Annotated in this window: 22 protein-coding genes; 9 read left to right on the top strand and 13 right to left on the bottom strand. The window is 73.8% G+C overall.

All coding sequences use genetic code 11. The features are described 5' to 3' along the window. Positions 1 to 105: 105 nt before the first annotated feature. The 3 genes from ftsR to HGB54_RS07620 are packed head-to-tail and all read right to left on the bottom strand — an operon-like array spanning position 106 to position 1,947. On the bottom strand, positions 106 to 810 hold the full coding sequence (gene ftsR, locus HGB54_RS07610) for a transcriptional regulator FtsR (RefSeq protein WP_168915904.1): 705 nt from the start codon (positions 808 to 810) through the stop codon (positions 106 to 108). Continuing rightward, the gene (locus HGB54_RS07615; protein ID WP_168915905.1) at positions 810 to 1,298 is read right to left on the bottom strand and encodes an FHA domain-containing protein; all 489 of its coding nucleotides are present in this window, start codon (positions 1,296 to 1,298) and stop codon (positions 810 to 812) included. Before HGB54_RS07615 ends, ftsR begins: the two co-directional genes overlap by 1 nt. Next, entirely contained in the window at positions 1,291 to 1,947 is a 657-nt protein-coding gene (locus tag HGB54_RS07620) for a CDP-alcohol phosphatidyltransferase family protein (RefSeq protein ID WP_228545735.1), read from the bottom strand. The genes HGB54_RS07615 and HGB54_RS07620 overlap by 8 nt, the downstream gene beginning before the upstream one ends. Positions 1,948 to 2,065: 118 nt before the next feature. On the opposite strand from HGB54_RS07620, the gene HGB54_RS07625 reads away from it, so the two are divergent. Then, positions 2,066 to 2,536, top strand: coding sequence for a hypothetical protein (locus tag HGB54_RS07625; protein ID WP_168915907.1), 471 nt, complete (start codon positions 2,066 to 2,068; stop codon positions 2,534 to 2,536). 12 nt (positions 2,537 to 2,548) lie between these two features. Here the strand turns inward: HGB54_RS07625 and HGB54_RS12630 are convergent, their stop codons facing one another. Both HGB54_RS12630 and HGB54_RS12635 read right to left on the bottom strand, forming a co-directional pair. Continuing rightward, the gene (locus tag HGB54_RS12630) at positions 2,549 to 3,307 is read right to left on the bottom strand and encodes an SDR family NAD(P)-dependent oxidoreductase (protein ID WP_228545736.1); all 759 of its coding nucleotides are present in this window, start codon (positions 3,305 to 3,307) and stop codon (positions 2,549 to 2,551) included. Next, the gene (locus HGB54_RS12635; RefSeq protein WP_228545737.1) at positions 3,304 to 4,692 is read right to left on the bottom strand and encodes a glucose-6-phosphate dehydrogenase; all 1,389 of its coding nucleotides are present in this window, start codon (positions 4,690 to 4,692) and stop codon (positions 3,304 to 3,306) included. The genes HGB54_RS12630 and HGB54_RS12635 overlap by 4 nt, the downstream gene beginning before the upstream one ends. Positions 4,693 to 4,772: 80 nt before the next feature. Between HGB54_RS12635 and HGB54_RS07635 the strand changes: the two genes are divergently transcribed. From HGB54_RS07635 to HGB54_RS07645, 3 genes are read left to right on the top strand one after another with little or no spacing between them, the layout of a single operon-like run. Continuing rightward, positions 4,773 to 6,596 carry a glycoside hydrolase family 15 protein gene (locus tag HGB54_RS07635; protein ID WP_168915908.1) on the top strand — a complete coding sequence of 608 codons (1,824 nt, stop codon included), beginning with the start codon at positions 4,773 to 4,775 and terminating at the stop codon, positions 6,594 to 6,596. 33 nt (positions 6,597 to 6,629) lie between these two features. Next, positions 6,630 to 7,607, top strand: coding sequence for a DNA topoisomerase IB (locus HGB54_RS07640; RefSeq protein WP_168915909.1), 978 nt, complete (start codon positions 6,630 to 6,632; stop codon positions 7,605 to 7,607). Between the two features lie 22 nt (positions 7,608 to 7,629). Continuing rightward, positions 7,630 to 8,016 (top strand): RNA-binding S4 domain-containing protein, encoded by a 387-nt coding sequence (locus HGB54_RS07645; protein WP_168915910.1) that lies wholly within the window; start codon positions 7,630 to 7,632, stop codon positions 8,014 to 8,016. Between the two features lie 23 nt (positions 8,017 to 8,039). Here HGB54_RS07645 and HGB54_RS07650 read toward each other — a convergent pair whose 3' ends face one another. The 4 genes from HGB54_RS07650 to HGB54_RS07665 all read right to left on the bottom strand — a co-directional run bounded on the left by HGB54_RS07650 (position 8,040) and on the right by HGB54_RS07665 (position 12,713). Further along, on the bottom strand, positions 8,040 to 8,993 hold the full coding sequence (locus tag HGB54_RS07650) for an L-lactate dehydrogenase (RefSeq protein ID WP_168915911.1): 954 nt from the start codon (positions 8,991 to 8,993) through the stop codon (positions 8,040 to 8,042). A gap of 165 nt (positions 8,994 to 9,158) precedes the next feature. Beyond that, entirely contained in the window at positions 9,159 to 10,136 is a 978-nt protein-coding gene (locus HGB54_RS07655) for an IS481 family transposase (protein ID WP_168915912.1), read from the bottom strand. A gap of 92 nt (positions 10,137 to 10,228) precedes the next feature. Continuing rightward, complete coding sequence (locus HGB54_RS07660) at positions 10,229 to 10,522, bottom strand: Fe-S cluster assembly protein HesB (RefSeq protein ID WP_168915913.1); 294 nt, start codon at positions 10,520 to 10,522, stop codon at positions 10,229 to 10,231. A gap of 127 nt (positions 10,523 to 10,649) precedes the next feature. Beyond that, positions 10,650 to 12,713 (bottom strand): ATP-binding protein, encoded by a 2,064-nt coding sequence (locus tag HGB54_RS07665; protein WP_168915914.1) that lies wholly within the window; start codon positions 12,711 to 12,713, stop codon positions 10,650 to 10,652. 100 nt (positions 12,714 to 12,813) lie between these two features. On the opposite strand from HGB54_RS07665, the gene HGB54_RS07670 reads away from it, so the two are divergent. From HGB54_RS07670 to HGB54_RS07680, 3 genes are read left to right on the top strand one after another with little or no spacing between them, the layout of a single operon-like run. Beyond that, positions 12,814 to 13,185 (top strand): response regulator transcription factor, encoded by a 372-nt coding sequence (locus HGB54_RS07670; protein WP_168915915.1) that lies wholly within the window; start codon positions 12,814 to 12,816, stop codon positions 13,183 to 13,185. Continuing rightward, positions 13,182 to 14,024: a HEAT repeat domain-containing protein gene (locus HGB54_RS07675; RefSeq protein WP_168915916.1), complete on the top strand. Its 843-nt coding sequence runs from the start codon at positions 13,182 to 13,184 to the stop codon at positions 14,022 to 14,024. Before HGB54_RS07670 ends, HGB54_RS07675 begins: the two co-directional genes overlap by 4 nt. Beyond that, complete coding sequence (locus tag HGB54_RS07680) at positions 14,021 to 15,493, top strand: glycosyltransferase family 2 protein (protein ID WP_168915917.1); 1,473 nt, start codon at positions 14,021 to 14,023, stop codon at positions 15,491 to 15,493. The genes HGB54_RS07675 and HGB54_RS07680 overlap by 4 nt, the downstream gene beginning before the upstream one ends. A 6-nt stretch (positions 15,494 to 15,499) precedes the next feature. Here HGB54_RS07680 and HGB54_RS07685 read toward each other — a convergent pair whose 3' ends face one another. Further along, entirely contained in the window at positions 15,500 to 16,756 is a 1,257-nt protein-coding gene (locus tag HGB54_RS07685) for an NAD(P)/FAD-dependent oxidoreductase (protein ID WP_168915918.1), read from the bottom strand. A gap of 180 nt (positions 16,757 to 16,936) precedes the next feature. Between HGB54_RS07685 and HGB54_RS07690 the strand changes: the two genes are divergently transcribed. Beyond that, positions 16,937 to 17,626 (top strand): hypothetical protein, encoded by a 690-nt coding sequence (locus HGB54_RS07690; RefSeq protein ID WP_168915919.1) that lies wholly within the window; start codon positions 16,937 to 16,939, stop codon positions 17,624 to 17,626. 62 nt (positions 17,627 to 17,688) lie between these two features. Continuing rightward, complete coding sequence (locus tag HGB54_RS07695; RefSeq protein WP_168915920.1) at positions 17,689 to 19,056, top strand: FAD-binding oxidoreductase; 1,368 nt, start codon at positions 17,689 to 17,691, stop codon at positions 19,054 to 19,056. Between the two features lie 5 nt (positions 19,057 to 19,061). Here the strand turns inward: HGB54_RS07695 and HGB54_RS07700 are convergent, their stop codons facing one another. The 3 genes from HGB54_RS07700 to HGB54_RS07710 are packed head-to-tail and all read right to left on the bottom strand — an operon-like array spanning position 19,062 to position 21,733. After that, positions 19,062 to 19,787, bottom strand: a complete 726-nt coding sequence (locus tag HGB54_RS07700) for a polyamine aminopropyltransferase (RefSeq protein WP_168915921.1) — start codon at positions 19,785 to 19,787, stop codon at positions 19,062 to 19,064. A 9-nt stretch (positions 19,788 to 19,796) separates the two neighbouring features. Next, complete coding sequence (locus HGB54_RS07705) at positions 19,797 to 20,480, bottom strand: response regulator (protein ID WP_168915922.1); 684 nt, start codon at positions 20,478 to 20,480, stop codon at positions 19,797 to 19,799. After that, on the bottom strand, positions 20,477 to 21,733 hold the full coding sequence (locus tag HGB54_RS07710) for a sensor histidine kinase (RefSeq protein ID WP_168915923.1): 1,257 nt from the start codon (positions 21,731 to 21,733) through the stop codon (positions 20,477 to 20,479). The genes HGB54_RS07705 and HGB54_RS07710 overlap by 4 nt, the downstream gene beginning before the upstream one ends. Positions 21,734 to 21,865 lie beyond the last annotated feature (132 nt).

Raw genomic sequence — 21,865 nt, forward strand, 5'->3', positions numbered from 1 at the left:
ACCTTCATGTTCACCGTGACAGTTAGCGCCACGGGAGCCACCCTAGCGAGCCGCCGGGCGCGAACCGGAGACATCCGATCGGGCGTCCCGGCGTGTCGGGCTCGACTACGACTGTAGCCTGCCGAGCGCCGATCTGATCAGGCTCGAGCGCACGACTTCGAGCTGCGCGGCGATCTCGCGGGCGAGCTCGGCGGCGCGCGCGCGGCTCGAGGGATCGGCCCGGCGGGCCACGGGGATGAGCGCGCTCTCGATGAGCCCCAGCTCGCGCTCGGCGGCCGCGCGGAAGCCCCGCAGGTGCCGCGGCTCGATGCCCGAGCGCTGCAGCTCGACGAGGGCCTTGAGCACCTGCACGGCGTCGTCGCCGTAGGTGTCGGCCGGGGCGATGAGGGATGCCGTGATCGCGTCCCCGAGGAGGGCGGGGCTGGCCCCGGCCTCGCGCTGCAGCTCGTCGCGGCTGAAGCGCCGCTCGGTGGCGAGCATCGACGGCGCGGGCACCGGGCCGCCCATCGGCAGCGTCGGCGTGCGGCCGGCGTCGAGGTCGACGAGGTAGCCGCGGATGACCTTGAGCGGCAGGTAGTGGTCTCGCTGCATGGCGAGCACGAAGCGCACCCGGTCGACGTCGGCGGAGGAGAACTTGCGGTAGCCCGACTCGGTGCGCTGCGGCGTGACGAGCTGCTGCTCTTCCAGGAAGCGCAGCTTGGAGGGCGTGAGCTCCGGGAACTCGGGGCTCAGCTTCGCGAGCACCTGTCCGATGCTCAGCAGCGCCGGCCCCGCGGCCCCGGCTCGGGCGGCGGCGGACCGGGCGGCCACTAGGCGGCCGGCAGGTCGGTGCGGGAGGCGTAGAAGGTGAGGCGGAACTTGCCGACCTGCACCTCGGAGCCGTCGATGAGCGGGGCGGAGCCGTCGAAGCGCTCGCCGTTGAAGTAGGTGCCGTTGAGCGAGCCGAGGTCGCGCACGGCGAAGCTCGTGCCCGTGCGGGCGAACTCGGCGTGCTTGCGCGAGACCGTGACGTCGTCGAGGAAGATGTCGGCGTCGGGGTGGCGGCCGGCGACCGTCACATCGGCGTCGAGCAGGAAGCGGGCGCCGAGGGTCGGGCCGCGGCGCACGATGAGCAGCGCGGAGCCGGAGGGCAGGGCCGCGATGGCCTCCTGCTCCTCGAGGGAGACGCCGGCCTCCATCGCCGCGAGCTGCGCGGCGAACTCGGCACCGAGGTGCACCGTGGTGTCCTGACGGTTCACGTCGGACGGCGAACCGTCGGGGGTGATGCCCGCGGGTTCCGTGGGCGGGACTTCAGCCATCGGTCGACCTCCTTGAGTCGTCAACTCTATCTGATGACGCCGACGCCGACCGGCCGGATCCCCTGACCAGATCGAGGGTCTGACGCAGGTACAGCGCCCCCGCCCACCAGTACAGGAAGGCCCCCCAGAGCGCGAGCGCCCAGCCCAGCGGATCGGAGAACGCGCGCAGCTCGGGGAAGGCCTGACCGAGCACGAGGATCGGCAGCGCGTAGAACAGCGCGAAGGTCGCGAGCTTGCCGAGGTGGTGCACCGGCAGCGGGCCGTAGCGGTGCTGCGCGAGCACGACGCCGAGCAGCAGCAGCATGACGTCGCGCCCCACGATGACGGCGACGAGCCACCACGGCACCACCTCGCGCACGGCGAGCCCGATGACCGCGGCGAGGATGAACAGCCGGTCGGCGGCCGGGTCGAGCAGGCGTCCGAGGCGCGTCATCTGATCGAAGCGCCGCGCGATGACGCCGTCGAGGTAGTCGCTCGCCGAGGAGATGATGATGACGATGAGGGCCGCGAGGTCCTCGCCCGCCAGCACGAGCACGAGGAACACCGGCACGAGCAGCAGCCGGATGAAGCTCAGCAGGTTCGGGATGGTGAGGATGCGGTCGCTCACCGCGGGCCCGGGGGCCGGCGCGGGGACGGGGTGCTCGCTCACGCGGGTCAGCCTAGTGGCGGGCCGTGTCGGGCGGCCCCGCCCGAGCATCCCCTGACAGCCGCGGCGCGCCGCGGGAGCCGGCCCGATGGATGCCCGCCCGCGCGTTATCCTCGCCCGCATGTCGTGCATCCGGTTCAACACCCCCGCCCAGCGCCGGCAGCTCGCGGCGAGCGCCCCGACCATGGCCGCGCCGTCGGAGCCGGTGGCGCAGTTCCTCTCCCCCGCCGTGACGGCGTCGAAGATCGCGCGCATCCGCCGGCTCGCGGTCGACCCCGATCCGCGCATCCGCGAGAGCGCCGCGCTGTCGTACCACGCGCCCACCGAGGTCTACGAGGCCCTCGCCACGGATCCGGTGGTGAGCGTGCGCGCCTGCGTCGCCCGCAACGAGCACACGCCGTGCGACACGCTGCGCGCGCTCGCCCGCGACGAGAGCGAGATCGTGCGCGCCTGGGTCGCGATCAACTACTTCGTGCCCGCGGACGCGATGGAGCAGCTCGCGGCCGACCCGAGCGAGACCGTGCAGCGCCTCGTGGCGTGGAAGGCCTCGCTCGCCGAGGACGCCGACGCGCCCCAGCCCGCGCTCGTCTAGCCCCGCGCTCGTCTAGCGCGCCCGGCGGAACCCGCCGACCGCCGCCAGACGGTCGGGCAGCACCCGGGCGAGCCCGGCGAGCGCGCGGTACCGCACGGTCGGGATGACGACGGAGCGCCCGCGGTCGATGCCGCGCAGCGCCAGGCGCACGAGCTGCGGCGCCTCGAGCCACAGCGCGCGCGGGATGCCGTCGACCGCGACGCCCATGCGCTCGTGGAACTCGGTGCGCACGAAGCCCGGGCATACCGCGGTGACGCTCACGCCCCGCGGCCGGTAGCGCAGGTTCGCCCAGCGGGCGAAGGAGACGCCCCAGGCCTTCGCCGCGCCGTAGGTGCCGCGCGGCGTGAAGGCGGCGACGCTCGAGATGAGCACCACCCGGCCGCTGCCGCGCGGCAGCATGCCGCGCAGGGCCGTGCGGCTCAGCTGCAGGGGCACGGTGACGTGCAGGGCCAGGTGCTGCAGCTCCTGCTCGAGGGTCGAGTCGACGAGGTCGGTCACGAGGCCGAAGCCGGCGTTGTTGATGAGCAGGTCGACGGGATGCTCCGCCTGGGCGAGCCGGGCATCCACCCGGGCCAGACCCGCCTCGTCGAGCAGATCGGCCGCGAGCACCTCGACGTCGACGCGGTGCTCGGCCCGCAGCGCGGCCGCGAGCACCTCGAGCCGATCGGCCGTGCGCGCCACGAGCACGAGGTCGTCGCCGCGCGCCGCGAGCTGCCGCGCGAACTCGGCGCCGATGCCCGCCGTCGCGCCGGTGACGAGCGCGCGGGTCACGGGCGCTCCAGCGGAGCCCAGCCCTCGGGGCCGTTCGAGCCGGCCGGGTACTCCTCGAGCGGTACCGCGCCCTCGCGCCAGGCGGCGAGGACGGGCTCGACGATGCGCCAGCACTCCTCGGCCACCTCGCCGGCGACCGCGAAGGTCGGGTCGTCGCCGAGGATGCCGGCGAGCACCTCGCCGTAGGCGTCGAGCCGGCCCGGCGAGAACTCCGTCTCGAGGGCGACGCGGTCGAGGTCGGTCGGGTCGCCGCTGCCGTTGATGTCGAGGTCGAGCGCGAGGCGCTCGGGGGTCAGCGCGATCGTGATCGCGGCGGGGCCCTCCTGGCCGGTGAGACCGCGCGGGCGGTCGCGGGGCGGGTCGAGCACGACGCGGATGCTCGAGGCGGGCGCCCCGACGGCCTTGCCGCTGCGCAGCAGCACCGGAACGCCCTCGAGGCGCGGGGTGCGCACCTCGAGCAGCACCTCGGCGAGGGTCTCGGTCGCGTTCTTGAGCTCGACCCCCTCCTCGGCGGTGTAGTCGGGCACGCTCTCGCCGTCGACCTCGCCCGCGGTGTACCGGGCGCGACGGCTCGAGGCGACGGGGTCGGAGCCGGCGATGTGCGTCGCGCGCAGCGCCGCCAGGATCGCGGCGTGCAGGTCGTCGGCCTCGAGGCTCGCCGGCGGCTCCATCGCCACGAGGGCGTGCACGAGCAGCAGATGGCTCTGGATCATGTCGACGAGCGCCCCGGCCGCGTCGTAGTAGCCGGCGCGACCCTCGAGGGCGAGCGTCTCGTCGAAGACAATCTCGATGCGGGCGATGCTCTCGCCGTTCCAGACCGCGCCCATGACGCGGTTCGCGAAGCGCAGGCCGAGCAGGTTGACGACGGTCGACATGCCGAGGAAGTGGTCGACGCGGAACAGGCGGTCCTCGGGCACGAGGCCGCCGAGGAGCCGGTTGAGCTCCTGCGCGCCCTCCCGGTCGGCGCCGAAGGGCTTCTCCATCGCCAGGCGCGTGCCGGCGGGCAGGTCGACGGCGGCGAGCGCCGCGACCGCCTTCAGCGTGACCGCGGGCGGCAGGGCGAAGTAGAGCACCGCCGGGTGGGCCGCCTGCTCGATGAGGGCGCGGAGGGCATCCCCGTCGGTCGCATCGGTGGCGATGTAGCGGGTGGCGGCCAGCACGCGCTCGCGCACGGCGGCCGGGGCGTCGGCGAGGCCGGCGGTGACGCGCTCGCGCCACTCGTCGTCGGAGTGGTCGGTGTGGCCGGCGCCGATGAGCTCGAGCTCGCCGACGACGCCCCCCTCGTCCTCGTCGAGGGCGAGCAGCCCGGCGAGCCCGGGCAGCAGCAGTCGCTGGAAGAGGTCGCCGAAGGCGCCGAGGACGATGAGGGTGCGGGGTTCGGGCATGGCTCCACGCTAGGCCCGCGCCGTGCGGGCGGCGAGGCGCGTGCACGACATTCGGAGCGGGGACTGATGCAATGGAGCCCATGCCCGCACCCATCGAGGACTACGCGCTCATCGGCGACGGCCACACCGCGGCCCTGGTGGGGAGGTCGGGCTCGATCGACTGGCTCTGCATGCCCCGGTTCGACTCCGCCTCGGTGTTCGCGCGACTGCTCGGGGATGAGAACCACGGGCACTGGAGCCTCGCGCCGACCGGCGAGGCGGAGCTCGTCGAGCGGCACTACGAGGAGGACACCTTCATCCTCGTCAGCCGCTGGCGCACCGCGACCGGCGAGGTCGAGGTCGTCGACCTCATGCCCTACGCCGACCGGCACGCCGACGTGGTGCGGCGTGTGCGGGGCATCCGCGGCGAGGTCGAGATGGAGCACCTGCTGCGCATCCGCTTCGACTACGCCTCGGCCATGCCGTGGGTGCGCCAGGCCGGCACCGAGGAGGCACCGGAGCTCGTCGCGATCGCCGGCCCCGACGCGATCGTCATGCGCGGTCTGCGGTTCCGCCCCGTCGATCACGCCCACCGCGCCGTCGTGACGGTGCGCGAGGGCGAGACGCACGACGCCGTGCTCACCTGGTTCCCCTCGCATCGCGACAACCCCGAGGCCCTCGACGTCGACGAGCAGATCGAGCGCACCCGCGGCTGGTGGCGCGACTGGGCGACCACCTGCTCGCCGCCCGGCGCCTACGACGCCGAGGTGCGCCGCTCGCTGCTCGTGCTGCGCGCCCTCACCCACGAGGACACCGGCGGCATCGTGGCCGCTCCGACGACGAGCCTGCCCGAGGACATCGGCGGGTCGCGCAACTGGGACTACCGCTACGTCTGGCTGCGGGATGCCGCGCTCACGCTCGAATCCCTCATGTTGCACGGCTACTCGGCCGAGGCCATGGCGTGGCGCGAGTGGCTGCTGCGCGCCATCGCCGGCGACCCCCACGACCTGCAGATCATGTACGGCATCGCCGGCGAGCGCCGGCTCGTCGAGTACGAGCTCGACTCGCTGCCCGGCTACGAGGGCTCCTCCCCCGTGCGCGTCGGCAACGGCGCGTACACGCAGTTCCAGGGCGACATCTTCGGCGAGGTGATGATCGCCCTCGACGAGGCGCGCGAGCTCGGCGTCGAGGAGGACGGCTTCTCCTGGTCGCTGCAGGTGGCGCTGCTGAGCTACGCCGAGCAGAACCTCGAGCGGGAGGACAACGGCATCTGGGAGATCCGCGGGCCGCACCGCCGCTTCACCCACTCGCGCGCCATGCTCTGGGCCGCCTTCGACCGCGGCGCGCACGCGGTGCGCGAGCACGGCATGAAGGGCGACGCCGAGCACTGGGAGCAGCTGCGCGACGGTCTGCGCGAGGAGATCATGGCGAACGGCGTGCACGCCGACGGCTACTTCACCCAGCACTACGACACCGACGAGGTCGACGCCTCGCTGCTGCAGCTCGCGCACGTCGGCTTGGTCGACTACGACGACCCGATGATGCTCGCGACCGTAGGGCAGATCGAGAGGACGCTGCTGCGCGACGGCCTGCCGCTGCGCTACCGGGTCGAGTCGGGCGTCGACGGGCTCGAGGGCGACGAGCACCCGTTCCTCGCCTGCGCCTTCTGGCTCGTCGAGAACTACGCCCTGGGCGGGCGGCTCCCCGACGCGGAGGCGCTCATGGATCGCCTCATCGGCCTGACCAACGACGTCGGCCTGCTGAGCGAGGAGTACGACGTCGAGACGCACCGGCACATCGGCAACACGCCGCAGGCGCTCTCGCACCTCGGGCTCGTGCGCGCCGCCGACGCCATCGCCCTCGCGCGCAGCGACGCCGGGGCGCGCGGCCGTAGCACCCAGCGCGGCGACGCCGCAACCGCCTGACGGGCTCCCGGCTTCACCGGGCATGCTGAGCGGATGCGACTGCGCCGCTCCTCCCCCGACTCCCCCGGCATCACCCGACGTCGCAGCGGGAAGGGCTTCAGCTATCGCGACGCCGAGGGTCAGGTGATCGCCGACGCCGAGGTGCGGGCGCGCATCGCCGCGCTCGCCATCCCCCCGGCGTGGACGGAGGTGTGGATCTGCCCCGACGAGCGCGGTCACGTGCAGGCGATGGGGCTCGACGCCGAGGGGCGCCGGCAGTACCGCTACCACGAGGCCTGGTCGGCGCGCGCCGACAAGCGCAAGTACGCCCGGGTGCGCGAGCTGGCCCAGTGCACCGGCCCGCTGCGTGCGCGGGTGACGCGCGACCTGCGCGGCGACGACCCCGAGGCGCGCGCGCTCGCCATCGCCGCCCGCCTCATCGACAGCCTCGGCATGCGGGTCGGCGAGGAGCGCTACGCCCTCGAGCGCGGCACCATCGGGGCCCTCACCCTCGGCTGGCAGCACGTCACCGTCGGCGCGAGCGCCATCCGGTTCGACTTCCCGGCGAAGTCGGGCGTGCGCTGGGAGGCGGAGCTGGCGGACGAGGACCTCGCCGCGGCCCTGCGATCCGCGCGCGCCCAGCGCGCGGGCGGAGGGGCGCGCACCGAGCGCGTCACCGAATGGGTCGACGACGCGGGGGATGCCCGGCGCACGTCGTCGCGGGCCCTCACCGCGTACCTCGCCGAGGCGAGCACGTGCACCGTGACGCCGAAGGATCTGCGCACGCTGCTCGGGTCGCGCACGGCGGCCGAGCACCTCGCGCGCACCGGGCCCGTGGCGGGCATCCGCCAGCAGGATCGCGTGGTCAGGGAGGCCGTCGTCGCCGTCGCGGAGCGTCTGCGGAACACCCCCGCGGTCGCGCGCACCTCGTACATCGACCCCCGGGTCATCGAGCGCTACCGCCGCGGCCGCACGGCGGCGCTCGGCCGCTCGGGGGTCAGCGACGCGGCGCTCGTCGAGCTGCTCTCGTGATGCCGCCGCCTACGCTGGGGGCATGAGCCCGGCCCCCGCCCCCACGAGCGCGCGGGTCGACGCCTGGGTGTGGGCCATCCGGCTGTACTCGACCCGCTCGGCCGCGACGGCCGCGTGCAAGGCCGGGCACGTCAAGGTCAACGGCGCCGCGGCGAAGCCCGCTCAGGTCGTGCGCCCGGGTGACACCGTGCGCGCCTACACGCCCGGCGGCGAGCGCATCGTCGAGGTGGCCGGCATCATCACGAAGCGCACGAGCGCGCCGCTCGCCGCGCAGCACTACGTCGACCGCACGCCCCCGCCGCCGCCGCGCGAGGAGCGCCCCGCGCGGGTCGAGCGCGAGCGCGGCGCCGGACGGCCGACGAAGCGCGACCGCCGCCTCATCGAGCGGCTGCGCGGCCGCGACGACTGAGCCGACGAGCCGGTCAGAGCCGGTCAGAGCCCGAGCGTGCCGATGGTGCGCCGCACCGCCTCGGCGCTGCGCTCGAAGGCCCGCTGCTCGCCGTCGGAGAACGGGACGTCGATGACGCGGGCGATGCCGCTCGAGTCGACCACGCTCGGCACGGAGAGCGCGACGCCGTCGACGCCGTGGTACCCCTCGAGCACCGAGCTGACCGGCAGCACCGCCTTCTCATCGCGCAGCACCGCCTCGACGATGCGCGCCCCCGAGAGCCCGATGGCGTAGTTCGTGGCCCCCTTGCCGGCGATGATCGCGTAGGCCGCGTTCTTGACCTCCTCGGCGAGCCGCTCGAGCTCGACCTCGTCGATGCGCGCGCCCTGCGGGTCGACCCACTCGCGCACGGGCACGGGGCCGATGCGCGACTGCGACCAGAGCGCGAACTCGCTGTCGCCGTGCTCGCCGACGATCATCGCGTGCACGCTCGTCGGCGAGACCCCGAGGCGCTCCGCGAGGCGCCAGCGCAGCCGACTGGAGTCGAGCACCGTGCCGCTGGAGAAGACCCGGGCGGGATCGAGCCCGCTGAAGCGCTGCGCGGCGACGGCGAGCACGTCGCAGGGGTTGGTCACGAGCAGGTGCACGGCATCGGGGGCGCGCTCGACGAGGCGCGGCATGAGCTCGCGCAGGATGCCGACGTTGGTCGCGGCGAGATCGAGGCGGCTCTGGCCCGGCCGCTGCTTCGCACCCGCGGTGATGACGACCATGCTCGCGCCCTCGATCGCGTCGAGGTCGCCGCCGCCGGTGATGCGCGAGGCCCCGGTGAACGGCGTGCCGTGCGCGAGGTCGAGCACCTCGGCCTCGGCTCGGGCGGCGTCGATGTCGTACAGCACGACCTCGCGGGCGGAGCCGCGGATGAGCGCGGCGTAGGCGAGGGAGGAGCCGACGGCGCCGGCGCCGATGATGGCGAGGCGGGAGTTCTCGATGACGGTCATGGCGCGAGCCTGGCGGCTGCGCGCGGCGCTGTCCAGGGCCGATGGCCCCCGCGGACGACGACGGCCGCCGCGCGGAGGCGGGGCGGCCGTCGGACCCGCATGAGCCTCCACGAGGATCCGGGCGGCGGAGCGGGAGGACTGCGGGGCGGCGCTAGGTGTACTCGGTCATGAGGTTGGTGACACTCGACTGATCGGTGGCAGGTCTTTGCAGGCGGTGTGGGGTCGATCGTAGTTGTAGTGGTCAAGCCAGGGCGCGAGGGCGTTGGCGCGTTCCTGGTTCGAGGTGAACGCGTGTCGATATGCCCACCCCTCCTGGAGGGTGCGATTGAAGCGTTCGGCTTTCCCGTTCTGCCAGGGCGAATACGGTCTCGTGAGCACGTGGGTGGCCGCCAACGACTCCATAACGCTTCGGAAGGCTGCGGAGTTTCGGTAGTTCAAGGCGTTGTCGGTCATGACCTGCCGGATCCTGATCCCGTGTCCGGTGAAGAACGCAGCAGCGTTGTTGAGGAACGCCGCGCAGGTTTCGCCCTTTTCATCCGGCAGCACCTGCGCGAACGCGAGCCGGGAGTGGTCATCGACCGCGACGTGGACGTAGTCGAAGCCGAGCCTCACGGATCGTTTCCGGCCGATGTTGTGCTCGATCGTTCCCAGACCGTTCAGGCGCCATCCGCCGCCGTCAGGGATGCGGCCGAGCTTCTTCACGTCGATATGGATCAGATCACCCGGCTGCTCGCGCTCGTATCGAAGACGGGTCCGGCGGCCTTGACGGATGCGAGTCCCGGTGACCGGGTCCAACTCATGCAGGGCAGGCAACCCCGCCTTCACGATCAGTCGGGACGCGGTCGAGGGGCTCACCGCGAAACGCCTCGCGAGCTCATCGCGGCCGAGCCTGTCGCGTTCCCGGGACGCGATCAGCGCTGCGGCCAGCTGCGGGGACGTGGTGCTGGGTGATCGGCGCGGCCGCGACGAGCGGTCCTCCAGCGCGCGGATTCCGTGCTCGCGGAAGCGGGTCACCCAGCGGTGAGCGCACTGGCGTGATACTCCGAGCTCTTTCGCGACATGCGACACAGGACGACCGGACAGCACCCGTCGGACCAGGATCAGTCGGCCGGCGGGAGCAAGGGGAGCGTTACGGTGGACCACGAGAAGGCCTTCCTCTTCAGGGCGTTTAGACACCACCCAGAATGAAGGCCTTCTCCTCTGCCTTGTGTCACCAACGTGCTGACCGGGTACAGCTAGGCCTGCGGGGCCTGCTCGCCGATGGCGAAGCGCACGGCGCCCTCCTCGCTGACCTGGGCGTCGAGCACCTTGTCGTCGAGGGCGGCGGAGGCGTTCGGCTCGAGGAAGACGCGGGCGGCGCCGGCCTCGACGACCTGGTCGCCGGGCTGCGGCTCCCCCGCGACCGAGACGGCGAACTCGGTGCTCTCGGGGGTGCCGGAGTCGATGCGGAGCCCGGCGGTCTCCGGTGCGCCCTCGCGGGCGACGAGGGTCTCGATGACGGTGCTGGCGGTCGGCGTCAGTGTGAGCATGGGGATGCTCCTTCCTGGTGCGGTCGTTCGCGGTCGTTCGGAAGCCGGCCACGATTCCGCAGCCGAGGGACCGCTCGCAAGCCCGAGCTCGATTCTCGGAGGCTCTTCGCAGGGGTGCGCCCGGCGATCACGCCGATCGGACGGGTGCCGCCTCCGCGATGACCGCGCGATCGGCGTCGACGAGGAAGGTCATCACCACGCGGGTGCCACGGGGCTCGTTCGCCTCGATCAAGATGACCGCCCCGACGCCGGTGAGGAGGGCGCGGACGATCCCGAGGCCGAGGCCGGTACCGGGCACCGCCTTCGTCCGCGCATCCTCCGTGCGGTAGAAGCGGTCGAAGACCTTCTCGCGATCCTCCGCGGGGATTCCCGGCCCCGTGTCCGCCACCACGATCTGCAGACGATCACCCGTCGCGACGAGGTCGACGTCGATGGTGCTGCCCGTGGGCGCGAACTTCACCGCGTTCGCCAGCACGTTGGTGACCGATCGGGTGACGGCGTCCTCGGTCGCGCGCACCCACGGCACGTCGCGCCCCGGGCTCGATGCGATGGAGATCGACCGCGCCGCCGCGAGGGGCCGGAGGTCGTCGACGACCTCGGCGGTGAGACGGGCGACGTCGACCGGGTGCAGGTCGTCGCCCTCCGCGCCCGAGCGCCGTGCCGCCGTGAGCAGCTCCTCCACCCGCTCCTGCAGGCGGTCCGCATTGCGCCGGATGGTCTCGACGAAGCGCTGCTGCGCATCGTCCAGCGCGGTCTCCTCCAGCGTCTCGATGTACCCGACGATGCTCGACAGGGGCGTGCGCAGCTCGTGGCTCACCGACGCGAGGAAGTCGTCCTTCTGGCCGGCGAGCTGCTGGTACTGGGCGGAGAGCGATCGCTCGCGCTCGACGATCCCCCGCAGGCGGCGCCCCTCCTCGCGGGCGGCGGTCACGTCGGTCAGCTCAACCGCGAGCACGTCGACGGCCTCCCCCGATCCCTGCTCGATCACGACGTCCATCGACATCGGGCCCCCGGCGAGCGAGAGCTCCAGCTCGCCGCGCCACGCGGGAACCGTCGGCGACATCGCGTTCAGGCCCGCGAGCAGCGGGTGGTGCGGGGGCAGCGCGACGTTGATCTCGGACGACCCCGAGAAGAAGTCGTCCTGCGGGTCGAGCCCGAGGGCCTCGAGCCCGCGGGAGTTGGCCTGCACGACGATGAAGACGTCCTCCATCAGGCGCTCGACGAGCAGCAGACCCGTCTGGGCCTGCTCGATCGATCGGCGCAGGATGGCGTCCTTCACCCGGGCGCGCTCCGCCGCCGCGTCGCCCTCCACCCGCTTCGCCCAGAGCACGAGCGTCGACGCCGCGAAGACGAAGAGGAAGACCTGCAGCAGGATGATCGACTCGCGGGCATCGATCCCGTCGAGGCTCCCCGCCCCGAACGGACCCCACCCGACGAGCGTGGCCGCACTGCTGAGCAGGGCGACCGCGAGGAGCTGGAGGGCGATCGTGACGGCGGACAGCCGGAGCGCCGCCCAGGCGAACAACGGCAGGGGCAGGAAGGCGAGCGGGAGGGAGTTGAGCGGCGAGAACACCGCGGCGATGGTGCCGAGCAGCAGCATCGTCTGCACGACCGTCTCGACGCCGGAGGCGCGGCGACCGTGATCGCGGCGCGCGAGAGCCAGCGGGGTCACCAGCAGCAGCGCGACGATGTGGGCGACGAGGCTGTCGATCGGCAGCACCGCCTGCAGCGGCAGTCCGGCCACGACCCGCGCGAGCAGGACGCCCGCGGCGAAGATGCTCGCCGCGACGACGGCCGCCACGACGAATCGGAGGACGAGCACGACCGAGTCGAGGCGCGGCAACCGGCCGGCGCGATCGACGAGCTGGCAGAAGACCACGACCTCGACCATGCGGATCACGGCCAGGACGCCGGCGAAGGCGAGCGCCTGACCGGCGACGATGTTCGCCGCGAACACGGCGAGCGAGCCGAGCACGATGACCGGGATGCGGTAGCGGGGGGTCGCGATGAGCGCCGCCGCCGCGAGCACCCCGAGGGCCGGCGCCCAGGGCGCCGTCCGCCCCGGCGCCTCCACGATCGAGGCCGAGAACGCGGCGAGGCCGAAGATGATGAGGATGGCCGCGGCCAACGCCAGGAGCGATCGCCCCGTCGACCAGCGGCGGATCAGCACCGCGACGCTCATGCCGACCATGTCATCCCCCGTCGTCGCCCTGCTCGTGCATTATCCTCGGGGTGCAGCGCGGGGGCGCGAGACACGGCGGGATCGTTGTGCAGTCCCGGGAGGGATGCACATGGCACGGGTACTCGTCGCCGACGACGACATCGACCTCAACGACCTCGTCACGATGAAGCTCGAGGGCGCCGGGCACGAGGTCACGAGCGTCTTCGACGGCGAGGACGCCCTCGTGCGGGCGCTGGCGGAGAAGCCCGACCTCATCGTGCTCGACTGGATGCTGCCGCGGCGCAACGGCCTCGAGGTGTGCCGCGCGGTGCGCTCGGACGGCACGCTCTCCGGCACGCGCATCCTCATGCTCACCGCGCGGGCGCAGGAGGTCGACGTCGAGCGCGCCTTCGCCGCCGGCGCCGAGGAGTACATCACGAAGCCGTTCAGCCCCCGCGAGCTGCTGCTGCGGGCGACCACCCTGCTCAACCGGTCGCGATGACCGGCCTGGTCGTGGCCGTGTGGGCGTCCTTCGGGGTGTGCCTGCTGCTGCTGGCCGCGGTGATCATCGTGATGCTGCGGCTGGCGCGGCTCGACCGCCGCGCCGCGCGGCGCCGCACCGAGGTCTCCGCCGTGCTGCGCAGCCTGCTGGTCGGCGACGTCGCCGCCGCCCCCGCGCCCCGACGGCTCAGCACGCTGCACGCCGTCGCCGCCGTCGCGTCCCGCGTGAGCGGGGAGGACCGCGAGGCGATCCAGACCTGGCTGCGCGAGCACGGCGCCATCACCCGCGCGCTCGCCGGGATGCGCTCGCGGCGGCCGTTGACCCGCGCGCGCTCCCTGCGCCTCTACGTGCGCTCGATCGATCGACCGTCGGCGGTCATCATGCAGCGGATGCTCGAGGACCACGACCGCCGCGTGCGCGGGGTCTGCGCGCTCGAGTGGGGCAGCACGGGCCGCTCGGAGGCCATCGCCCCCATGCTCGCCGCCGTGTGCCGGAGCGAGAACCGCCTCCCCCCGCTCGTCGCGTCGATCGCCATCATGCGCTGCCGGCTGCTCGACATCGCCTCGCTGCACGCCGCCTGGAGCACAGGCGACCCCGACGGTCTGCGCGTGGCGCTCGCCACCGGCAGCGCCGCGGGCCTCCCGGGCGTGCAGGCGCACGCGCTCGCGGCGCTCGACGACGACGACGTGCTCGTCCGCATCGCCGCGGCCGACGCGCTGCGCCGGGTGGGGACGCGGCCGTCGCTGCAGGCGCTCGGCGACCGCGCGCGGATCGAGCAGAACCCCGTGGCCCGCCGCCACCTGATCTCCGCGATCGGCGCGCTCGGCGGCGACCGATGATCGACCCCGTCGTCGCCCAGGTCGTCGAATCCGTGCTCGTCGTCGCGACGATCGCCTTCGCCTGCTACTTCCTGCTGTACCAGCTCATCTACCTCGTGATCGTCACGCGCGCCATCGGCGCCATCACGGACGAGCGCCGCTGGGCCTCGGACGACCTGCTCTCCGGCACCTTCGCGAGCCCGCTGACGCCCGGAGTGAGCGTGCTGGTGCCCGCGCACAACGAGAGCGCCGGCGTCGTCGCCTGCGTCGAGAGCCTGCTGCGGCTGCAGTACCCCCAGGTGCAGATCGTCGTCGTGGACGACGGGTCGACCGACGGCACCTCGGAGGTGCTGCGCGAGACGTACCCCATGCTGCGCACGGACGAGGACCCGGTGAACCCGCTCGAGCTGCTGAAGCCGGTCGAGGAGGTCTGGCGCTTCGTGGATCGCGATGCGCTGCTCGTGCGCAAGGTCTCCTCCGGCCGCCGCGCCGACGCCGTCAACGCGGCGCTGCAGTTCGCCCGGCACGAGCTCGTCTGCATGATCGACGGCGACTCCATCCTCGAGCCGACGGCGCTGCTGCGGGTCGTGCAGCCCTTCATCGACGATCCGACCGTCGTCGCCTCGGGCGGGATCGTGCGCCCCGCGAACGGCGCCGTGCTGCTCGACGCCGAGATCGACTCGGTCGAGGTTCCGAGGACGCTCATCGAGCGCATCCAGGTGCTGGAGTACCTGCGCGCCTTCCTCGTCGGACGCGCCGGCTGGTCGGCGATCAAGGGGCTGCTGATCATCTCGGGGGCGTTCGGGGTGTTCCGCCGCGACACCCTCGTGTCGTTCGGCGGGCTGGACGCGGCGAGCCTCGCCGAGGACGCCGAGCTCGTCGTCGCCGCGCACCGGCACCACCGCGCCGCGCGCGAGCCGTACCGCATCGTCTTCGTCGCCGACCCGGTCTGCTGGACGGAGGTGCCGTCGACCTGGGGCGCGGTGGCGCGCCAGCGCAAGCGGTGGTCGCAGGGCCTCGGCGAGCTGCTCAAGGGCGCGCGCGACATGATCATGCGCCCCCGGTTCGGCACGCTCGGCATGGTGACGCTGCCCTACTTCTGGCTGTTCGAGCAGTGGGGCGCCCCGATCGTCATGCTCGCCTTCGTCTTCACCGTGCTCACCGGGGCGCTCGGGCTCATCCCCTGGCCGGTCATCGGCCTCGCGCTCGCCGTCTCGTACTTCCTGGCCGTGGCGACCTCGCTGCTCGCCATCGCGATCGAGCTCTCCGCCACGCGCGACTACCGGCGCGCCCGATCGGTGGCCCGGCTCGTCGCCACGGCCTTCATCGAGCCGATCGTCTTCTACTTCCCGCACGCGGTGTGGCGCTCCATCGGCCTGCTGCGCGCGATCCTCTCCCGGCCGTCGGAGTGGGGCGTGCAGACCCGCGCCGGCTTCGTGCAGCGCGGCGGCGCTGTGCCGGTCGACGGGGAGGCGGGCGCGCGGCGCTGAGACGCCTCAGGCCCTGCCCTGCAGGATGAGCCGCCAGTACACCCGCGGCAGCACGTGCCGGTCGACGACCCACGTCGACCGCCGCTCGCGGGCGAGGCCCGGCCAGAACGGGATGGTCGGCTTCTGGCGCATCGCCTCGTCGAACTCGGCGAAGACGAGGGTGCCCCGCGAGACCGTGAAGGGGCACACCGAGTAGCCGTCGTACTCGGCCGTCGGGCGCGCGCCCCGCAGGGCGTCGATGACGTTGCGGGCGAGCGCCGTCGCCTGCGGCCGCAGCGCGCCGCCCGACTTCGAGTTGCGGGTGCCCGCCGCATCGCCGAGCGACCAGATCTCGGGATGCCGCACGTGCTGCAGCGTGCGCGGATCGACCTCGACGAAGGCGCCGGGGTCGTCGGCGGCGGCGAGGCCGCTCTCGGCGATCCAGCCCGGGGCGGACTGGGGCGGCACGACGTGCAGCACGTCGTACTCGAGGCGCTCGATCGGGCCGGCAGCGGCATCCCGCCCCGGACCGGAGACGGGGCCGATGTCGACCGTGCGCGCCGCGGCGTCGACCCCGCGCAGCTCGGAGGAGCAGCGCACCTCGATCCCGTACTCGGCGACCTTGCGCTCGAGCTCGCGGTCGATCGCGGGGATGCCGAACATCGTCGGATCGGGCAGCACGAGCACGACGCGCACGGCGTCGAGCACGCCCGCGCGGCGCCAGGCGTCGCAGGCGAGGTACATCGGCTTCTGGCTCGCGCCCGCGCAGGAGGCGGGGCCGGGCGGCTGCGTGAAGACGACGGTGCCCGAGCGCAGCTGCGAGAGCAGCGGCGCGGCCTTCACCGCGAGCTCGAGCTCGTAGTTCGAGGCGACCGCGGGCGTGCGGATCGCCTCCGCCAGCCCCGGCACGGCGTCCCAGCGGCGATGGATGCCCGGGCACACGATGAGCTGCTGATAGCCGACCGTGCCGCCCGAGGCGAGCGCGACCGTGCGCGCCCCCGGGTTCACCGACACGACCTCGTCGCGGATGCTGCCGACGCCGCGCGGCATGACCTGCGCCTGCGCGCGCACCGCGTCGGCGGCCGTCGCCGTGCCGCCCGCGATGTGCGAGAACATCGGCTGGTAGCGGTGCTCGTCGCTCGGCTCGATGACGACGACGTCGCGCACGCCCCCGCGCCGCAGGCGGCCGGCGACCGAGAGGCCCGCGTTGCCGCCGCCGATGACGACGACCTGGTGGGCGATGACGGGCGAGGGGTCGAGGCGGTCGTCGGGGGCGGGGAGCATGGGCCCGACCCTAGGCGCGGCGGCTCGGGGATCGGCCGGGTCGTCCAGCGGCCGCACAGCCGAGGACGACGACCGAGAGGCATCGGCCGTGAGCGATCAACCCTGCAGGCCTGATTCACTGCTCCTCACCCCTGAGGGGTTGACGCCTTCGATCCAGCGACGCGGCGTAGCATCGCGCCTGTGAGCGACGATGCGACCCCCGCCGACGAGCGCAGGGCCCCCGAGCACGCGGGCTACGCCCACGGCTGGACGACCCGCTCGGCGAGCGTGCGACAGACCCTGCTGCTCGCGGCGCTCGTCGCGACCGCCGTCATCGGGCTGGCGTACCAGCTCGGCGCCTCCGAGACCTCCTTCGACCGCCCGGGCCAGCTGCTGCTGCTCTTCGTCGACCTCGCGCCCGTGCTGTGGTTCGCCGCCGCGCCGATCATCCTGCACGCGCTGCGCTGGCGGGCGATCGCGGAGCGGTTCCGCTGGGTGGTCGTCGCCGCGGTCGTCGCGGCCGCCGCCGCCCTCGTCGCGCGGCTCACGATCGGGGGCGAGAGCCTGTCCGCCGCCCTGCTCGACCCCTTCACCGTCGCGTTCATCGCCGCCATCGGCGCCGCCGTGCTGTGGACGCGCGTGCGGGTCACCCGCATCGCCGCCGGCGACGACCGCGGCATCACCGTGGTCGGGCTCGCCCTCGGCTTCGCCGTCGCCGCGCTCGGCATCGCCCTCGGCTGGCTGCGCCTGCTGCTCGTGGGGCCCGTCGTGCCGGTCGGGGTCGCCACCGAGCCGATCGGCGCGGGATCGAGCATCCCGCTGCTCATCGCGACGACCTTCGTCATGGTCTCCGGCCTGTTCTGGCTGACCGACCGCACGCGCCGGCGCTGAGCGCGTCGGGGCTGAGCGCGGGCCGGGGCGCGGCGCGGGAGGGCGACCGTAGGCTCGGGAGGGTGACCGCTGCCGAGCATCCCGCCCTCGACGCCCTGCGCCGCGCCCTCGGCGACGCGCTCTCGACCGACCCGGCCGACCTCGACGCGGCGCGGGGCGACTACTCGGGCCAGCGCTCGGACTCGCCGCCGCTCGCCGTCGTGCACGCGCGCACCGCGGGCGACGTGCAGGCGGCGCTGCGCATCGCGACCGAGCACCGTCTGCCGGTCGTGCCCCGCGGCGCCGGCACCGGGCTCACCGGCGGCGCCATCGCCCGCGGCGGCGAGCTCGTCGTCAGCACGGCGCGCATGACCCGCATCCTCGCGATCGAGCCGGCCGACCAGCTGGCCGTCGTCGAGCCGGGCGTCATCGTCGCCGACCTCGGCGCCGCCGTCGCGCCGCACGGCCTGTTCTACGCGCCCGATCCGGCGAGCAGGGCGATCTGCTCGATCGGCGGCACGATCGCCACCAACGCGGGCGGCCTGCTCTGCGCCAAGTACGGCGTCACCCGCGAGGCCGTGCTGGGCCTCACGGTCGTGCTCGCCGACGGCACCCTACTCGAGCTGGGCCGCCGCACCGTCAAGGGCGTCACGGGTCTCGACCTGACGGCGCTCATGATCGGCAGCGAGGGCACGCTCGGCATCGTCGTCGAGGCGTCCCTGCGCCTGCTGCCGCTGCCCGAGGGCGAGCCCGCCACCCTCGCCGCGGCCTTCCCGAGCGTCGTCGCCGCCGCGGCCGCCGCCTCGGCGATCACGGCCGCGGGGCTGCGGCCCGCCGCCATGGAGCTCATCGATCCGCTCGCCCTTCGCCTCATCCACGCGCACCTCGGGCTGCCGCTCGAGGCCGAGGGCAGCGCCTCGCTCATCGTGCAGACCGACGGATCCGCCGCGGCGCGCGAGGCCGAGGCGGTGCTCGGCATCGTGCACGCCCACGGCGGCGCGGCCTCGATCGCGCGCGACGCCGCCGAGGGCGAGGGGATGCTCGCCGTGCGCCGCGGCTTCCACCCGGCCATGGCGGCGCAGGGCGAGGTGCTCATCGAGGACGTGTGCGTGCCGCGATCGCAGCTGCCCGCCATGGTCGCCGCGATCGAGCGCATCGGCGAGCGGCACGGGCTGCTCATCCCCTCGGTGGCGCACGCCGGCGACGGCAACATGCACCCGAACATCATCTACACGGGCGAGCAGGTGCCCGAGCAGGTGTGGACGGCCGCGGGCGAGATCTTCGCCGCCGCCCTCGAGCTCGGCGGCACCCTCACGGGCGAGCACGGCATCGGCACGCTCAAGCGGCAGTGGCTCGGCGACGAGCTCGGCACGACCCAGCTCGAGCTGCAGCGCCGCATCAAGGCCGTGTTCGACCCGCTCGGCATCATGAACCCGGGCAAGGTGCTGTAGCGACGTCAGATCGGCAGCAGGTCGCGAGCCACGTAGACCCCGTTCGTCGAGACGCCGCCCGTGACGGGGTTGTCGAAGGGCACGGTGTGGCCCTCGACGTGGCCGAACACCGCACCGAGCACGGTGAGGAAGGCCTCGTCGGGCTCGTCGTCGCTCCACAGCGCGAAGACGCCGCCGGGGTGCAGGTGCCGGGCCATGAGCCGCAGGCCGTCGGCCGTGTAGAAGCTCGTGTGGCTCACGTCGAGCGGGAAGCTCGGCGTGTGGTCGACGTCGAGCAGGATGGCGTGGGCGCGGGCGGGCACGGCCTCGTGGGCTCCGGGGTCGCCGCGCATGAGGGCGAAGAAGTCGGCGTGCACGAGGCGCGTGCGCGCGTCGTCGACGAGGGACGAGGAGACCGGGAGCAGGCCGGCCCGGTGCCAGTCGATGACGGCGGGCAGGGCATCCACCACCGAGACGGAGCGCACGCGATCGTCGCGCAGCGCCGCGACGGCGGTGTAGCCGAGCCCGAGGCCGCCGACGATCACGTCGAGCTCGCGCGCGTCGGGGGCGAGCGCGGCGAGGCCGAGGCGGCTGAGCTCCTCCTCCGCCACGGTGAACAGGCTCGACATGAGGTACTCCTCGCCGAGCTTGACCTCGTAGACCTCCGCATCGACGGAGGGCTCGTGGCGGCGCCGCAGCGTCAGCTCGCCCATCTCGGTGTCGACCCAGGCCAGCTCTTCGAAGCGGTGCATCAGGCCAGCCTAGGTCGCGGCCGACGCGTCACCGCCCGCGAGGCCGTGCCGGTGCGCGAAGACGACGAGCTGCACGCGGTCGCGCAGGCCGAGCTTGCCGAGCACGCTGCTGAGGTGCGTCTTGACCGTCGACTCGCTGAGGAACAGCGCCGTGCCGATCTCGGCGTTGCTGAGCCCGGTGGCGGCCGCGTCGAAGACGGCCCGCTCGCGCTCGGTGAGCGTGGCGACCGAGGCCGGGGCCGCGGGCGGGGTCGCGGCCTCGGCGAGCAGTGCCGTGAGGTCGCCCGCCGCGAGCACCGGGCTGCCGCCGTGCACCGCCCGCACGGCCGAGCAGAGGAACTCGGGGCTGGTGTCCTTCAGCAGGAACCCGCTCGCCCCGTACTGGATCGCCGCCCTGGCCTGCTCGTCGAGCGCGAAGGTCGTCAGCACGATGACGCGCAGCGGCGTCGCCCGATCGGCGGCGCGCTCGGGGCTGAACAGGCGTCGGGTCGCCTCGACGCCCGTCATCTCGGGCATCCGCACGTCCATGAGCACGACGTCGGCCTCGAGCCCGTCGAGCAGGGCGAGCGCCTCGACGCCCGTGCCGGCCTGCCCGACCACTGTCAGGTCGGGCTGCGCCTCGATGGCGGCGGCGACGCCCGCGCGGAACAGCGGCTGGTCGTCGACGAGCACGACCCTGATCGGGGCGCTCATGCCGCCTCCTCCGTCGTGATCGGCAGCGGGATGCTCGCCCGCGCCGTCATCGTGCCCTCGACGAGCTCGATCTCGAGCGCTCCGCCCACCTCGGCGAGCCGCGAGCGCATGCCGGGCACGCCCTGCCCGCCCGGGCCGGGAGCGGGCTCGCCCTCCGCGTCGGCCCCGGCAGCGGCATCCCCCACCACGGCGTTGCGCACGACGACGACGAGGGCCTCCGCCGTCCAGTACCGGTCGAGCCGCAGCTCGCCCGAGCGGTCGCCGTGCTTCAGGGCGTTGGTCAGAAGCTCCTGCGTGACCCGGTAGGCGACGGCGGCGATCTCGGGCGGCAGCGCGCGCCGAGGCCCGTGCTCGCCGCGTACGAGCGCGGGGCGGGCCGCCGCGACGTCGTCGATGAGACGGTCGAGGTCGTCGAGGGCGAGCGAGGCCCCGTGCTCGGCGGTCTCGAGATCGGTGGTGCGCTCGAGCACGCGCCGCACGTCGGCGAGCGAGCGGCGCGCCGTGCCGGCGATCGTGTCGACGGCGGCGAGCACGGCGCCCGGCTCGCGCTCGTGCAGGAACCGCACCGACTCTGCCTGGGCGATGATGACGGCGAGCGAGTGGCCGACGATGTCGTGCACGTCGCGGGCGAGGGCGGTGCGCTCGGCGCTGAGGTCGGCGATCTGCTGGGAGCGCTCGGCCTCGCGCTCGGCCTCGGCCTGCCGCAGCCGGGTGGCCTTCGCCTGGGTGACGGTGCGCCCGAGCAGTCCGAGCAGCCACGGCACGGCGAGCACGACGGCGAGCACCGCGGTCGTGATGAGCAGCTGCAGAATCGCCGTCGCCGGGCCCTGGAACCCGAGGTCGGAGACCACCCACGACCCGATGCCCAGCAGGTAGACGATCGCGAGCAGGGCGCCCAAGACGACCGAGACGCCGCTGAGCAGCAGCACGAGCCGGCTGCCGTGGCGGGCCGCGCCGTAGAGCACGAGCAGCAGGCCGAGCTGCAGCACCGAGGCGTCGAGCCCGCCCGCCATGTGCACGAGGGTCGAGGCCCAGGCGAGCAGCAGGCCGACGGCGGGCAGCTCGCGCCGCACGGTGATGCCGGCGCCGAGCAGCAGCGCCGCGAGCACGCGGGCGACGGAGGCGAAGGGCCCCGTGGCGGGGTCGCCGATGCCGCCGGGCCCCGAGACCGCCACCACCACGAGCAGCAGCAGCGCGGCGAGCCCGTCGACGACGAGGCGCTGCGTGCGGCGGTGCCGCTCGTCGGGGGTCATGCACCCCAGTCTGGCGAAGAGCCGCGGCGCGGGCATCCACCGATCGGACCGTCGGCCCGGTACTCGCGTGCCGGAGGGGCGGTACCGGGGGCGGCCGGCTCGGCCCCCGCGACCGATGCTGCGGGATGCCCC

The sequence above is a fragment of the Microcella flavibacter genome (assembly GCF_012530535.1).
In the GTDB taxonomy this organism is placed as follows: Bacteria; Actinomycetota; Actinomycetes; order Actinomycetales; family Microbacteriaceae; genus Microcella; species Microcella flavibacter.